Annotated in this window: 14 protein-coding genes and 1 tRNA gene; 12 read left to right on the forward strand and 3 right to left on the reverse strand. The window is 51.9% G+C overall.

Features of this window, described 5'->3' with window-relative positions:
- Positions 1–69: 69 nt before the first annotated feature.
- The 3 genes from IBT47_RS26320 to IBT47_RS26330 are packed head-to-tail and all read right to left on the reverse strand — an operon-like array spanning position 70 to position 2,994.
- On the reverse strand, positions 70–921 hold the full coding sequence (locus IBT47_RS26320) for a fumarylacetoacetate hydrolase family protein (RefSeq protein WP_200564143.1): 852 nt from the start codon (positions 919–921) through the stop codon (positions 70–72).
- 19 nt (positions 922–940) lie between these two features.
- Positions 941–2,266 (reverse strand): CitMHS family transporter, encoded by a 1,326-nt coding sequence (locus tag IBT47_RS26325; protein WP_200547017.1) that lies wholly within the window; start codon positions 2,264–2,266, stop codon positions 941–943.
- 32 nt (positions 2,267–2,298) lie between these two features.
- The gene (locus IBT47_RS26330) at positions 2,299–2,994 is read right to left on the reverse strand and encodes an RraA family protein (protein WP_200564146.1); all 696 of its coding nucleotides are present in this window, start codon (positions 2,992–2,994) and stop codon (positions 2,299–2,301) included.
- A gap of 116 nt (positions 2,995–3,110) precedes the next feature.
- On the opposite strand from IBT47_RS26330, the gene IBT47_RS26335 reads away from it, so the two are divergent.
- The 12 genes from IBT47_RS26335 to IBT47_RS26390 all read left to right on the forward strand — a co-directional run bounded on the left by IBT47_RS26335 (position 3,111) and on the right by IBT47_RS26390 (position 14,419).
- Entirely contained in the window at positions 3,111–4,001 is an 891-nt protein-coding gene (locus IBT47_RS26335; RefSeq protein WP_200564148.1) for a LysR family transcriptional regulator, read from the forward strand.
- A 249-nt stretch (positions 4,002–4,250) separates the two neighbouring features.
- A complete protein-coding gene (locus IBT47_RS26340) occupies positions 4,251–5,039 on the forward strand; it encodes a helix-turn-helix domain-containing protein (RefSeq protein WP_200564150.1) in 789 nt (262 codons plus the stop codon).
- The gene (locus tag IBT47_RS26345) at positions 5,032–5,514 is read left to right on the forward strand and encodes a hypothetical protein (RefSeq protein WP_200564152.1); all 483 of its coding nucleotides are present in this window, start codon (positions 5,032–5,034) and stop codon (positions 5,512–5,514) included. Before IBT47_RS26340 ends, IBT47_RS26345 begins: the two co-directional genes overlap by 8 nt.
- A 238-nt stretch (positions 5,515–5,752) precedes the next feature.
- Positions 5,753–6,223 (forward strand): RcnB family protein, encoded by a 471-nt coding sequence (locus IBT47_RS26350; protein ID WP_105593970.1) that lies wholly within the window; start codon positions 5,753–5,755, stop codon positions 6,221–6,223.
- A 138-nt stretch (positions 6,224–6,361) separates the two neighbouring features.
- Entirely contained in the window at positions 6,362–7,447 is a 1,086-nt protein-coding gene (gene mltB / locus IBT47_RS26355; RefSeq protein WP_105593971.1) for a lytic murein transglycosylase B, read from the forward strand.
- A gap of 95 nt (positions 7,448–7,542) precedes the next feature.
- Positions 7,543–8,316, forward strand: a complete 774-nt coding sequence (tam, locus tag IBT47_RS26360) for a trans-aconitate 2-methyltransferase (RefSeq protein ID WP_200564153.1) — start codon at positions 7,543–7,545, stop codon at positions 8,314–8,316.
- A gap of 102 nt (positions 8,317–8,418) precedes the next feature.
- Positions 8,419–8,913, forward strand: coding sequence for a nicotinamide-nucleotide amidase (gene pncC / locus IBT47_RS26365; RefSeq protein ID WP_200564156.1), 495 nt, complete (start codon positions 8,419–8,421; stop codon positions 8,911–8,913).
- Positions 8,914–9,007: 94 nt separating this feature from the next.
- Positions 9,008–10,069 carry a recombinase RecA gene (gene recA / locus IBT47_RS26370; RefSeq protein ID WP_105593974.1) on the forward strand — a complete coding sequence of 354 codons (1,062 nt, stop codon included), beginning with the start codon at positions 9,008–9,010 and terminating at the stop codon, positions 10,067–10,069.
- A 190-nt stretch (positions 10,070–10,259) separates the two neighbouring features.
- Positions 10,260–10,772 carry a regulatory protein RecX gene (locus IBT47_RS26375; RefSeq protein WP_105594001.1) on the forward strand — a complete coding sequence of 171 codons (513 nt, stop codon included), beginning with the start codon at positions 10,260–10,262 and terminating at the stop codon, positions 10,770–10,772.
- Between the two features lie 137 nt (positions 10,773–10,909).
- On the forward strand, positions 10,910–13,537 hold the full coding sequence (alaS, locus tag IBT47_RS26380) for an alanine--tRNA ligase (protein ID WP_200564158.1): 2,628 nt from the start codon (positions 10,910–10,912) through the stop codon (positions 13,535–13,537).
- Between the two features lie 246 nt (positions 13,538–13,783).
- Positions 13,784–13,969: a carbon storage regulator CsrA gene (gene csrA, locus IBT47_RS26385; RefSeq protein ID WP_004155916.1), complete on the forward strand. Its 186-nt coding sequence runs from the start codon at positions 13,784–13,786 to the stop codon at positions 13,967–13,969.
- A gap of 357 nt (positions 13,970–14,326) precedes the next feature.
- Positions 14,327–14,419: transfer RNA gene (locus IBT47_RS26390), tRNA-Ser, on the forward strand.
- Positions 14,420–14,473: the final 54 nt, after the last annotated feature.

Here is a 14,473-nt window from a genome sequence, read left to right on the forward strand (position 1 = left end):
CACCTTTGGGGGTTTCGGGGGGCCCCGCCGGGTGGGGGGCCGGCCCCCCGGGTCTTTGATGGGATAAGGTCAGGCCGATCGGGCAAGCGTGCTGACAACGCGGTTGCTGAGTCGGCCAATCTTTTCGATTTCCACCGCAATAACATCATTTTCATGCAGGAACAGCGGCGGTACGCGCGACTTACCAACGCCGCCTGGCGACCCGGTAATAATCACATCGCCGGGTGACAGCGTGGTAAAAGTACTGATGTAGGCAATCATTTGCGGAATGGAATGAAGCATGTTCGCCGTCGTATCATTCTGGACCAGCCGATCGTTAAGCCAGGTTTTAATCGTTAAATTTTGTGGATCGCCAATTTCATCCGGCGTGACCAGCCAGGGGCCGAACGCACCGGTTGCCGGCCAGTTCTTACCGGCGGTGTACCATTTGTACTGCCAGTCGCGCACGGAACCATCCATATAGCAGCTATAGCCCGCCACGCAGGAGAGGGCCTGTTCTTCAGGAATATGCCGTGCCGTTTGGCCGATGATAATCGCCAGCTCTCCTTCGTAATCAAACTGATCGGAGCAGGCTGGCTTAATAATCATATCGTTATGGCCAACCTGTGAGTCTGCAAAACGAACAAACAGGGTGGGGGCCTCTTCGGTTTCATTAAACTCTTTGCGTTTCTGCGCATAGTTCATGCCCACACCGAAGATTTTGCCAGGCCGGTCAATCACTGGAAGAAACTGAATATCATTGATCTTCAGATCCGGAGAACAGGACTGGTACTGGCTGAGATCGCTTAACTGATGCTGGCTTAAAAACGTATTAATATCATGGCAGCCTGTATGGCGACCGATATCAATAATGTCATCATGACGGTAAATACCGAAACTCCTGGCACCGATTTTGTTGATGATAAAGTTAATGATTTTCATAAATAACCTGGCTGTTATCTTAAAGTGGAACCGTATTGGTCAGAACCAGTGAGAACACCATGACAAACGAGAACACCACGACAGGTAAGAAGGAAAAACGGATATGATCTTTCAATTCAACGCCGGCCAGGCCAATCGCTAAATAGGTGGTCGCAAAGACCGGGCTGAGCATCATGGTGATATTTTTCCCCACCACCATGGTTAACCCCATTTCTTCCCAGCTTAAACCATAATTGGTTCCGACTTTGGCAACCAGAGGGTAAATACCGTAGAAGAAAGCATCCGGGCCAATCACAAAACCAATTAATCCGCCGAGCAGCCCCATGATGATATGCAGATGTGAGCCTAAGGAGTCGGGCATCACGTGGAGCACCACGTCGGCCATTTCCGTGAGAATTGAGGCGTCGCCACCACCGCTTAAAATACCGACGAAAACGCCAGCGGCCATCACCGTGCCGGAAATCATATAGGCAGAGTAGGCATATTTTTTCATGACGCCTTCCTGCGCCTTGAGATTGGGATAGTTGAAAATCATCGCGGCGGAAAACGCGCACATAAAGATAATGTAGGCCTGAATATGCGTGATCAGCAGCAGGAGTGTGGCGCCGACCACCAGCGTGACGTTGATGGCAAACAGCAGGCGGTTTTGCTTACCTTCAACTGCATGGTGTCCTTTACCCGTCGCCTTCTCTGGCTCCAGCTCTGCTTCCGGAATCGGCAGACCACGCGCAATTCGCCGTTTTTCCTGCAGGCCTAAATACAGCCCCAGCACAATCATACAGACCAGCCCGATCACCTGGGTTGGGATCAGTCGATGATAGAGGGCATTCACGTCAAGGCCAGACACGGCAGCAACGCGCGCCAGCGGACCGGCCCATGGCGTAAAGTTGGTTACTCCCATGCCTGCAGCCAGCATACACAGCAGCACCACAGGCCTGATGCCAAACTGCTTATAAATCGGCAACATGGCGCCAATGGTGATTAACACCGTAGGCACAGACGAGCCGTCCAGGTGAGCAATGGTCGCAATGCATCCGGTCACCACCACAATTGCCACTACGCTGTTGCCGGCAATTTTGGTCATCCAGTTAACCAGCGGCTGGAATACCCCGGCATCGGTGACAATGCTGAAAAAGATAATTGAGAAGGTGAATAACACCGCGTTAGGCGCGGTTTGCATCACGCCTTTCATGATGTAATCATTCATCTGCATTGGCGTATAGCCTGCGCAGAACCCGGCGATAATGGAAAGAAAAATAAATAATGAGATGGGAGTGGCTTTTCCTTTAATCAGGAAAAACATCAGGCATGCAATGAGAGCATAACCAATCAGGGCAAGGTACATATTATTATCCTTATTATGAGTTGACGATATTTTTACACCGGGCAACCTGCTTTACGCAAAATGGAGTTGAATCTTTCCGGGTCGCTACTGCCGCTGGCATTATTTTCCCTGATGGCTTCTTCTTTCTTTAAATGCGCTTTAGCGCGTACCAGCACGCTCTCTGCATCAGAAGGTGAAATCGCCAGTGCGCCATCGCTGTCTGCCAGGACCAGATCGCCGGGGTTAACTACCATGCCGCAGCAGGCAATGGGCACATTCACTTCTCCCGGCCCGCTTTTATCCGGTCCACGATGGGTATGGCCTTTGGCAAATACTGGCACCTGGCCGTCCGCCCACTCGGCTAAGTCCCTGATAGCTCCATCAACGATAAATCCGGCAATTTTCTTTGTGAGCGCAGTCGTACGGATCAATCCGCCAATCAGCGCCTGGGTAAGGTCACCGCCGCCGTCAATAACGATCACATCGCCGGGCTGTGCCTGTTCCAGTGCCTTATGGATCATCAGATTATCCCCAGGGCGCACTTTAACGGTGATGGCCGGACCGCAGATGCTGATGTTGACGTCCTGGTGGTAGCGCTGTAATCCGGTCGCTCCGCTTATTCGACCAGTGCAGTCGCCTGCTACCGCCACAGGAATAGAGTGAAACTCTGCAACAATGTCCGGTGAGAGAAGATTCTTGCGCTCGGCAATATAGAATCCGGCTGGCCAGCTGCTACGTTCGTTATTCATAGTACCTCTGCATTAATATTATCTGTTTACGCCTGTTATCCGTGCGGACATTATTGTTACCAGTATTCATTTCCACTAATATACTTTTTTATTTAATTGATGAATTTCAGGAATGAATGATGAATAACAGAGAGTTAGGCTATTTTATGGAAGCGGCTCGCATCATGAATTTGGGACTGGCTTCACAAAACCTCAATATCACTCAGCCAGCACTCTCGAAGTCGATCGCTCGCCTGGAAAAAGATCTCAATATCAAGCTGTTCAAGCGATCCGGGCGAGGGCTGGTACTGACCGAAGCGGGCAGCATCCTCTACCAGCGCGGACTGATGCTGCAAAGTTCATGGCATGATGTAGCGAAAACCATGGCGGAGTTGAGCAACGGTCGTCGGGGAGTGGTGCGGGTTGGCAGCGCGGGTTCGGCAACCCAGTTTCTGCTGCCGGAGGTCTGTAAGCGCCTGCAGCAGGAAGCGCCGAATGTGAAGCTGGAGATCCAGATCGGGATGAATGATGTGCTTTTCAGCCTGCTTGATAAACATGAACTGGATATCATCATCGGCCCGCTGGTGGGGTATAACAAACCGGTGGTACAGCTTCCGGTGACCACCGATCGGGTCGTGGTCGCGGCTTCACGATCTCATCCTTTAGCTGACGGCCCCGCGAGCCTGCGCGATCTCAGCCGCTATGGCTGGATACTGCCGGCAAAAACCGTCTCCATGCGTCAGTGGCTGGAACGCATATTCTATGAAAATCACTGCGCCGCCCCCGAGGTAAAAATTGAGATCAGTTCTCTGGCTGCCGTACCGGGGCTGATTGCCAGCAGTGGCCTGCTGAGTTTTATTTCTGAAAATAGCCTGGCTGAAAAAGAGTTTGCCTCGCTGCTGACGCGCATCGATAACAACCAGTTGGTGATGGCGCGCCGCGTGGGCATTACCTATTTGCAGGATGCCTTTCTGTCACCGGCTACGCAGCAGGTTATTGATATTACCTGTGCGTATGGGAAGAACTAAGAAATAATGCACCTTAAAAAACCTCTTCACGATGTGGCGAATTATTAAGTTCTCCACGTCAGTGCCATTTTTTTATTTAGATAAATGAAAATTTCTTGTTGTTCTTAATCATCAATAACCTTTAAGTCGGTGAACTTGTGCAGCCTGATTAGCCGGGCTATTCTTTCTTAATCATCCGCGCTCAAATACCTGACTATGAAACTATACCGGATAGACAATCAGTTACTCTATAATCCTGCAGACCGCTCTTTGGTAAGAATTGATGACGATCTCTCCAGGATGGTTCTTAGTCATATAAGTAACCGGCTATTTTGTCTTTTCCTGGAAAGCGACGGTAGCGCGATCCCACGTAATATCATTCTACAAAAAGTCTGGGATGAACACAGTCTGACCGCTTCTGGCAGCAATCTTAATAATTATATCAGTGGGTTAAGGAAGCAGCTCGTTGCTCTTGGTCTGGAAATACCGTTGATCATCACAGAACCCAAAATTGGCTTCAGAATAGATGCCGCTCGGGTGAGCGTTGAGGTTTATCCTGATGAGATACGAACGGAAAGTATCCCGGATGCCGTGACCAACGTCGATGAAAAGCCAGTTTATTTTACAGAGAAGCTATTAGGCTCCGGAAGCCGTTTGTACTCGCTAAAAAGGGTCTGGTTTTGGCTCGCTAGCATCTTTACGGCAGGAACACTGATTTTGTTTTTGTGGGAAGGGATCACCGCTTTTTATGCTCCTGAACCCCGTATAATAAGTGGCGTTCACTACTCTTTCACTGAGGGTGGTTGTTCATTCTTCACCCCCGAAAATAGCTATAGCAGTTTCGATGTTGAAAATTCTCGTAGAGTCATTTTATCACTGGTAAAAAAATATTCTGCGCCATGCCGTGGGAACAGTGTTGTCATTTATGATTTATTTGGCGTGTTTAATAATAACATTTATAACGGCAGGGCGCTCGTCTCTAATTGTGAGGCTGAAGGTAATTCAATAGTAAGCTGCAAGAGTTATTTTATATACTCAGTAAGTGATCATCATGAATAAAATTATTGTTTTTTTTACACTGGCTGTTTTTTTACTGATTTCTTTCAGTGTGTTTTATTACAAGAAGTCCTCTGAAACGACTATGCTCGATTTCGAATGTGTAAGTCAGTTTACCTTTCTGCTGGGTGAAAAAGAATCGCCGCCGAAAGAAAGTGCCATGCTGCGTTATCATGCAAAACCTGATGGGACAGGGCTGTACAGCGTTGATGGCATCTTCGATAGCGGAACGGAAAAATATCGCGTTGCCCGTACCGTTCATTTCACCTATAAACCTTATGTTAATGAGACCTATCATTTTACCGTCACCACCGTTGAGATTAACCAGCGAGAAACTGTGCCGCAGGCACTTTACTGGCAATACTTATCGGATAAAGTGGGCACTACTCGCGTATCCAAAATCAGTAAGCTTGGTCGCGATGCTTACATTCTCGGCACAGCAACAACGCCTATGGTGATTTGTACCCGAGCCAGATGATCAACGGTTTGTCTGTAGAGCACTTTCAGTGCTGCGTTCATTTTTCTTAACAAATATTCGCGGTCGCATGGAAGGGCATAGCATTATCATCGCAGGCCGGGCAGGCTGGAACTCCTGTGAGGTTGTGATATCTAATGCTGAAACTCAGTAAATATCAGCCTGATTGAGTTAGCCAACCTGATACCTGTGGCGACAGCATGTTGGCGTGTCGCTGGTCGTCGTTAAAAGTGGAGACGTTATGCGTAAGTTGCAAGTGATATTATGTTCAGCGGTATTCTCAACGTTGGCTCTCACCAGCGTTTCTGCCGCCTGGGCCGAAGGCGAGCAGAGTGCGGCACAACCGGCCCCTGAGTCGGTTGCTCAGGAGACGGATGCAGCCGCGCCGGAAAGTCCGGCTACTGAAGCGCCAGCCGAAACCGCCACCGCTGAGCAGCCATCCGATCAGGCCGTACAGGCACTGGCTAATTCTGCCGATCCCTATAGCGTAAAAAGTTTCTTCGCTGACTTTACGCATTTTGCCATTGGCGACACGGTGCCTGAACTTTATCGTACGAAAAAGTATGAAGTGACCCAGTGGACGGTGCGCCATCTTCCTGCGCCTGTTGCAGAAAGCCACTGGACCTATATGGGCGGCAATTATGTGATGATCGCCAATGCTGACGGGAAAATCCTCCAGGCAGAATCGGGTGATATCTATTATAAACACTGATTGAAACATGGCGGCGGGGCGTTTTTTCTACCCGCTGCGCAGTTTTATCGCCCGGCAGGTAAATCCACTTTAATTCCATCCTGACTCTGTTTTACCATCTGCTTTCTGATATTTCATGCACGGCAAAATGGACACCCCATGCGTTTTCTGGCAACTCTTCTTCCCGCAGTCGCATTACTTTCCGCCTGTAGCAGCCAGCCGCAGCAGGCTCCGGCTGAACCGCACGGTAATCCGTTTAAGGGAAACGGCGGTTTTCTGTTAAGCCCCGATCACTCGGCCACTCCGTTTGGCGGTGATTTTTCCGATAATCAGGCTGCGAATGCTTTTATCGATAAGATGGTGCGCGAGCACGGTTTCGACCGCCAGCAGCTTCATGATGTACTGGGGCAGGCAAAGAATCTGGACTGGGTTATTCGTCTGATGGATCGCCAGGCACCGACGACCGCGCAGGGGCCGACCGGGCCTAACGGTGCCTGGATACGCTATCGCAGCAAGTTTATTACGCCGGACAACGTGCAGAACGGCGTTGCCTTCTGGAATCAGTATCAGGATGCATTGCAGCGCGCTCAGCAGGTTTACGGCGTGCCGCCGGAAATCATTGTCGGGATTATCGGCGTTGAGACGCGCTGGGGCAGGGTGATGGGCAAAACGCGTATCCTTGATGCGCTGGCGACGCTGTCCTTTAACTATCCCCGCCGCGCCGCCTACTTCAGCGGCGAGCTGGAAACCTTCCTGCTGATGGCGCGTGAAGAAGGTGATGATCCGCTGAATCTGCGCGGTTCTTTTGCCGGTGCGATGGGTTACGGCCAGTTTATGCCATCGGCATTTAAACAGTATGCGGTTGACTTCAACGGCGACGGCCATATCAATCTGTGGGATCCGGTGGATGCGATCGGCAGCGTCGCGCACTATTTCCAGGCTCACGGCTGGTTGACTAACGGTACGGTTGCCGTGCAGGCTAACGGTCAGGCTCCGGGGATGGAAAGCGGATTCAAAACGCGCTATTCGGTAGCGACCCTTGCCGCCGCCGGACTGTCGCCACAGATCCCGCTGGATAATAACCAGCAGGTCAGCCTGCTCAAGTTCGATATGGGGACCAGCTATCAATACTGGTACGGCCTGCCGAACTTCTATGCGATCACCCGCTATAACCACAGCAACCATTACGCAATGGCCGTATGGCAGTTGGGGGAAGCGGTAGGGCGCGCCCGCCAGGGGATGTAGCGCCTGCAGGATAAATTGTTGCGATTTCGTTATTTATCGCCAGCGCGGCCGGGCCTACACTGTGTCCGGTCGCACTACTTACTGAGCGAGGAATAATGAAAGACTGGAACCCCGATCTTTACCGGCAGTTTGAAGCAGAACGCACCCGTCCGGCACAGGAGTTGCTGAGCCGAATCCCACTGACCCACGTTACCTTTGCTACCGATCTCGGCTGTGGGCCGGGCAACAGTACCGAACTTCTTTGTCGCGCCTGGCCTGATGCGCACATTACCGGGCTGGATAGCTCGCAGGCGATGCTCGACAAAGCGCAACAGCGGCTGCCCGGCTGCGCTTTTGCCCGTGAAGATATTCGCCAGTGGCGGGCTGCTCAGCCGCAGGATGTCATCTATGCCAATGCTTCTTTGCAGTGGCTGACGGACCATCAGACTCTATTACCCCATCTGCTTGCTCAGCTCTCCTCATCGGGTGTGCTGGCGGTACAAATGCCGGATAACCTTGAACAGCCGACTCATCGTCTGATGCGTGAAGTGGCGCAGCGTGCGCCGTGGGTGGATATCATCGATCCGCAGGCAGCCGACAGAAAGAGGTTGCTGTCCACCGAGCAGTATTACGATCTGCTGTGCGCGGCTGGCTGCCGTGTGGATATCTGGCGTACCACCTACTATCACGTGATGCCTTCGCCACAGGCGATTGTTGACTGGCTGCGAGCGACCGGGTTACGGCCGTTTCTTGCCGCACTGGATGAGCAGCAGCAGGGGGCGTTTCTGGCAGCTTATCAATCGGAAATTGCACAGGCCTACCCTGCCCGTGCCGATGGTAACCTGCTGATGGCTTTCCCCCGTCTGTTTATGGTGGCACAGAAAATTTAACACGCGGCTGGAAGAGGGGCCGCAAAAATGGCGTCCTCTGCTTCCCGTCCCCTGGAAAAATGTTAGGCTTTGCGGCAATAAACATTGAAAAAGGTACGTACCATGACGGATGAGCAATTAACGCAGTTAAGTATCCGTGTCGGTCAGCAGCTGTTAGCCCGTGGCGAAACAGTGACTACCGCCGAATCCTGCACCGGGGGATGGATAGCTAAAGTACTGACCGATATTGCGGGCAGCTCTGCCTGGTTTCATCGTGGCTTTGTGACCTACAGCAATGATGCCAAGCAGCAAATGATCGGCGTCAGTGAGCGTTCGCTGGCGGCGCATGGTGCGGTCAGTGAGCCCGTCGTGCGTGAGATGGCGCAGGGTGCGCTGCGCGAAGCCGCTGCTGATTTTGCGATCTCGGTGAGTGGTATTGCCGGGCCGGATGGCGGCAGCGAGGAAAAACCCGTGGGTACGGTATGGTTCGGTTTTGCCAGCGCTGGTGGTGAAGTGCTGGCAGAGCGTTACTGTTTCAGCGGAGACCGTGAGGCCGTTCGCCGTCAGGCAACAGCCCGGGCACTACAGACCTTACTCGATCGCTTTCTGAAAAATTAAACTTGATACTGTATGACCATACAGTATAATCACTGCATATTTTAGAGACAAAGCAGCGTCCGCGTGTGCTTTACCCGCATGACTAGGAGTAAAAATGGCTATTGACGAAAACAAGCAAAAAGCACTGGCAGCAGCGCTGGGCCAGATTGAAAAACAATTTGGTAAAGGCTCCATCATGCGCCTGGGTGAAGACCGTACTATGGATGTTGAAACCATCTCTACCGGTTCTTTATCGCTTGATATCGCGCTTGGCGCGGGCGGCCTGCCGATGGGCCGTATCGTCGAGATCTACGGACCAGAATCCTCAGGTAAAACCACGCTGACTCTGCAGGTGATTGCCGCCGCGCAGCGCAAAGGTAAAACCTGTGCCTTTATTGACGCCGAGCACGCGCTGGACCCTGTTTATGCCAAGAAGCTGGGCGTGGATATCGATAACCTGCTGTGTTCTCAGCCGGATACCGGTGAGCAGGCGCTGGAAATCTGTGATGCACTGGCGCGTTCAGGCGCAGTTGACGTCATCATCGTTGACTCCGTTGCAGCCCTGACGCCAAAAGCGGAAATCGAGGGTGAAATTGGTGACTCTCATATGGGCCTTGCGGCACGTATGATGAGCCAGGCGATGCGTAAGCTGGCTGGTAACCTGAAAAACTCCAATACACTGCTGATCTTTATCAACCAGATCCGTATGAAGATTGGTGTGATGTTTGGTAACCCGGAAACCACTACCGGTGGTAACGCGCTGAAGTTCTATGCTTCCGTGCGTCTGGATATCCGCCGCATCGGCGCCATCAAAGAAGGCGACGAAGTTGTGGGTAGCGAAACCCGCGTTAAAGTGGTGAAGAATAAAATCGCTGCGCCTTTCCGCCAGGCGGAATTCCAGATCATGTACGGCGAAGGCATCAACATCTTTGGTGAGCTGGTTGATCTGGGCGTGAAGCACAAGCTGATTGAAAAAGCGGGTGCATGGTACAGCTATAACGGCGACAAAATCGGTCAGGGTAAAGCGAATGCGTCTAACTTCCTGAAAGAGAACCCGGAAAAAGCTAACGAAATCGATGCAAAGCTGCGTGAGCTGCTGCTGAATAACCAGGATCAGAAAGCTGATTTTGTGCCAACGGCAGAAGAAGCGGATGAGGAAACTCACGAAGACTTCTGATTCATCTGATGTTTTTTCCTGAAGAAAAGGAACGGTAACTCCGTTCCTTTTTTTATGGGTGCTTTATGCTCGTACAGGGCATCATAATCCGGCCAAACCTCCCTTCCTCCGAGTGTATTTTCCTCGCCAGTCTTGCCGTCAGACGTTACCCTTATGGATGTATTTTTTGCATAAACATGGTGCCGCCTCTATGACAGAGCATTCAGAACGGACCCGACATACTCGCCTGCTGGAGCGCGCAACACGCATTCTCGCCATGCGCGATCACAGTGAGGCGGAGTTCCGCCGGAAGCTGGTGGTAGCAACAGAACGTGCGGCGCAGTTCTCCCGCAGTGAAACCCCGCCGGAGCCGTTAACTCCAGAAGAGATCGATCGGGTGGTGGCGTGGTGTTACCAGCACAACTGGCTGGATGATGCCCGTTTTGCTGAACGCTACCTGGCAGGGCGCAGTAGAAAAGGATATGGCCCACAGCGCATCAGACTGGAGCTGGGGCAGAAGGGAGTGGACAAGGCCTTAATCGATGAGGCAATGTTTAACACGGAAACTGACTGGCAAAGTCTGGCTTTGAGTCTGGCCGAGCGGAAGTTTGGCTTGCCGTTACCGACTGAATGGAAGGAAAAAGCCAAAGTGCAGCGTTATCTGATGACAAAAGGCTTCTTTATGGAAGATATCCGGTCGGTTTTCACAAATTTTGATGATTGAGCGCCAATGGGATTTTACTTCCCTCCGAAGAAAATTTATCTTATTCACCACTTTTTGTTCGTGTGTCGCCGCAGGAAAATGTAATACCGGCGCAGCAAGACCCACGAAACGTTCGTTAGCGTGATTCCAGGACAAATATGAGCAAGAGCACTGCGGAGATTCGTCAAGCGTTTCTCGACTTTTTCCAGAGCAAGGGACATCAGGTTGTAGCCAGTAGCTCCCTCGTCCCCAACAACGATCCGACTTTGCTGTTTACCAATGCCGGGATGAACCAGTTCAAGGATGTCTTCCTTGGCCAGGATAAGCGTAGCTATTCCCGTGCGACGACCTCACAGCGCTGCGTGCGCGCCGGTGGTAAACACAACGATCTTGAAAACGTTGGCTACACTGCCCGCCACCATACCTTCTTCGAGATGCTGGGCAACTTCAGTTTTGGTGACTATTTCAAGAAAGAGGCGATTGCCTTTGCCTGGGAACTGTTGACCGGACCTGAGTGGTTTGCACTGCCGAAAGAGAAGCTATGGGTGACCGTGTACGAAACCGATGATGAAGCCTTTGATATCTGGGCGAATGAGATCGGTGTGCCGCGCGAGCGTATTATTCGCATCGGCGACAACAAAGGTGGCGCTTACGCTTCAGATAACTTCTGGCAGATGGGCGATACCGGTCCTTGCGGTCCGTGTTCTGAAATTTTCTTCGATCACGGCGATCACATCTGGGGCGGACCTCCGGGTAGCCCGGAAGAGGACGGCGACCGCTACATTGAGATCTGGAACATCGTATTTATGCAGTTCAACCGTCAGCCTGACGGTACGATGCTGCCGTTGCCTAAGCCGTCCGTGGATACCGGAATGGGCCTGGAGCGTATTTCTGCGGTTCTGCAACATGTGAACTCGAACTATGAGATCGATCTGTTCGCTAAGCTGATTGCCTCTGTTGCAGAAGTGACCGGTGCCAGCGATCTCGGCAATAAATCACTGCGCGTGATTGCTGACCATATCCGTTCCTGTGCTTTCCTGATCGCCGATGGCGTTATTCCTTCGAATGAAAACCGTGGCTACGTTCTGCGTCGTATCATTCGTCGCGCGGTTCGTCACGGCAATATGCTGGGCGCGAAGGGCACCTTCTTCTATAAACTGGTAGCGCCACTGATTGAAGTGATGGGCGCGGCGGGAGAAGAACTGCAGCGTCAGCAGGCTCAGGTTGAGCAGGTTCTGAAGTCAGAAGAAGAGCAGTTTGCAAAAACGCTGGAACGTGGTCTGGCGCTGCTGGATGACGAGCTGGAAAAACTTCAGGGCGATACCCTGGACGGTGAAACCGTCTTCCGTCTGTATGACACCTTTGGCTTCCCGGTCGATTTGACCGCCGATGTGTGTCGTGAACGTAACCTGAAAATCGACGAAGAAGGCTTCGAGCGGGCAATGGAGCAACAGCGCCAGCGTGCGCGTGATGCCAGCGGTTTCGGTGCTGACTACAGCAGCGTGATCAGCATTGATAAAGCATCAGCGTTTAAAGGCTATGATCAGCTGGCGCTGAATGCGACTGTTACCGCCATCTTCGTTAATGGCCAGGCGGCCAGTGAAATCACCGCCGGGCAGGAAGGTGTGATCGTTCTGGATGAAACGCCATTCTACGGCGAATCAGGTGGTCAGGTTGGTGATACGGGCGAACTGAAGGGCGAGAACACCAGCTTCACCGTAACCGATACTCAAAAATATGGTCAGGCGATTGGACACAGCGGCAAGCTGGCAGTGGGAACATTGCGCATTGGCGATCGTCTGGCGGCGCAGGTTGATGAAGCGCGCCGTGCGCGTATCCGTCTTAACCACTCTGCAACGCACCTGCTGCATGCTGCACTGCGGCAGGTTCTGGGTGACCACGTTGCTCAGAAAGGCTCTCTGGTAAACGATAAGTACCTGCGTTTTGACTTCTCGCATTTTGAAGCGATGAAGTCGCAGGAGATCCGTCAGGTTGAAGAAATCGTCAACGCACAGATCCGTCGTAACCTGGCGATTGATACCAATATCATGGAGCTGGAAGCGGCCAGAGCCAAAGGTGCCATGGCGCTGTTTGGTGAGAAGTATGACGATCATGTTCGCGTCGTTGGTATGGGTGATTTCTCTACCGAGCTGTGCGGTGGTGTTCACGCCAGCCGTACTGGCGATATCGGCCTGTTCCGCATTCTGTCTGAGTCAGGCACGGCTGCAGGCGTGCGCCGTATTGAAGCCGTAACGGGCGAGGGCGCGCTATCTCAGGTTTATAGCCAGAGCGAGCAGCTGCTGGATATTGCTCAGCTGGTGAAAGCGAATAGCAGTAACCTGAATGATAAAGTCCGCGCGCTGATCGACCACGCACGCGGGTTGGAAAAAGAACTGCAGCAGCTGAAAGATCAGCAGGCCGCGCAGGAGAGCAACCTCCTGAGCAGCAAAGCGATTTCCGTGAAGGGGACGAAGCTGCTGGTTAGCGAATTGAAAAACGTTGAGCCGAAAATGCTGCGTACGATGGTAGACGATCTGAAAAATCAGCTCGGCTCCGCGGTTATCGTACTGGCAACTGTCGCAGAGGGAAAAGTCTCCCTGATTAGCGGGGTGACTAAAGACCTGACCGATCGTGTGAAAGCGGGTGAGCTGGTTGGCGAGCTTGCACAGCAGGTTGGCGGGAAAGGTGGCGGTCGGCCGGACATGGCTCAGGCGGGCGGCACAGATGCACAGGCACTCCCTGCTGCACTGGCTGGCGTTGAGTCCTGGGTGGCTGCGAAACTGTAACACCGATAAAAATGTACCGCTGATGAGCGCCAGGAAGCGAAAACCTGGCGCTCTTCATATGCGGTATGCACTGTAATCATAAAGTCAGGTTGATGAGCAGGTTTTCGGCTAAACTAAGTATCAGCAGAATGTATTAGTATGAGGATGCACTCTTGGTGTATTTGTCATAATCTACATTGCACGTTGTATGATGGATAATGCCGGGAACAGTTAACCCGACTCTTTTAATCTTTCAAGGAGCAAAGAATGCTTATTCTAACTCGTCGAGTTGGTGAAACCCTCATGATCGGTGATGAGGTTACTGTAACTGTGCTGGGTGTTAAAGGTAACCAGGTCCGTATTGGCGTGAACGCCCCTAAAGAAGTATCGGTGCATCGCGAAGAGATTTATCAGCGTATTCAGGCTGAAAAAACTCAGCAAACGAGCTACTAACGTATTCAGCGCCTCGCTCTCCGTAGCGAGGCCACTATTGTTTCTCCTGATTTCCTCTCATTCAGTTCCTCTGTCCTTACAATTCTTCTTTTCGTCTCTCTTTTTTTAACAAAACGGCCAGCCTGTTGGTTTTTATCTATTGTGCTTTTCATCGCAGAACCCCGTTTTCGCTGTTGATAATTCACTCTTTTTGCCTTTAAAACCGCCTGATTGCATGGCTTTTGTGCAATTGAACGCAGAGGGTGAAAAAAGGGGGAGAAATTGTTTGACTTACTACGCCCAGAAAGTAATATGTGCGCCACGCAGTGCCGATGAGCAGTTAGAAAGTTCTGAAGCACAACTCGAAAGAGTGCTAGTGGTGAGGTGGCCGAGAGGCTGAAGGCGCTCCCCTGCTAAGGGAGTATGCGGTCAAAAGCTGCATCCGGGGTTCGAATCCCCGCCTCACCGCCATTTTGCATCCATAGCTCAGCTGGATAGAGTACTCGGCTACGAACCGAGCGGTCG

Source organism: Erwinia sp. S43, from assembly GCF_016624745.1.
Lineage (GTDB): Bacteria > Pseudomonadota > Gammaproteobacteria > Enterobacterales > Enterobacteriaceae > Erwinia > Erwinia coffeiphila.

Coding starts and splice junctions, on each gene's coding strand:
- IBT47_RS26320 (WP_200564143.1), bottom strand. CDS start 921: ATGAAAATCATTAACTTTATCATCAACAAAATCGGTGCCAGGAGTTTC.
- IBT47_RS26325 (WP_200547017.1), bottom strand. CDS start 2,266: ATGTACCTTGCCCTGATTGGTTATGCTCTCATTGCATGCCTGATGTTT.
- IBT47_RS26330 (WP_200564146.1), bottom strand. CDS start 2,994: ATGAATAACGAACGTAGCAGCTGGCCAGCCGGATTCTATATTGCCGAG.
- IBT47_RS26335 (WP_200564148.1), top strand. CDS start 3,111: ATGATGAATAACAGAGAGTTAGGCTATTTTATGGAAGCGGCTCGCATC.
- IBT47_RS26345 (WP_200564152.1), top strand. CDS start 5,032: ATGAATAAAATTATTGTTTTTTTTACACTGGCTGTTTTTTTACTGATT.
- IBT47_RS26350 (WP_105593970.1), top strand. CDS start 5,753: ATGCGTAAGTTGCAAGTGATATTATGTTCAGCGGTATTCTCAACGTTG.
- mltB (WP_105593971.1), top strand. CDS start 6,362: ATGCGTTTTCTGGCAACTCTTCTTCCCGCAGTCGCATTACTTTCCGCC.
- tam (WP_200564153.1), top strand. CDS start 7,543: ATGAAAGACTGGAACCCCGATCTTTACCGGCAGTTTGAAGCAGAACGC.
- pncC (WP_200564156.1), top strand. CDS start 8,419: ATGACGGATGAGCAATTAACGCAGTTAAGTATCCGTGTCGGTCAGCAG.
- recA (WP_105593974.1), top strand. CDS start 9,008: ATGGCTATTGACGAAAACAAGCAAAAAGCACTGGCAGCAGCGCTGGGC.
- IBT47_RS26375 (WP_105594001.1), top strand. CDS start 10,260: ATGACAGAGCATTCAGAACGGACCCGACATACTCGCCTGCTGGAGCGC.
- alaS (WP_200564158.1), top strand. CDS start 10,910: ATGAGCAAGAGCACTGCGGAGATTCGTCAAGCGTTTCTCGACTTTTTC.
- csrA (WP_004155916.1), top strand. CDS start 13,784: ATGCTTATTCTAACTCGTCGAGTTGGTGAAACCCTCATGATCGGTGAT.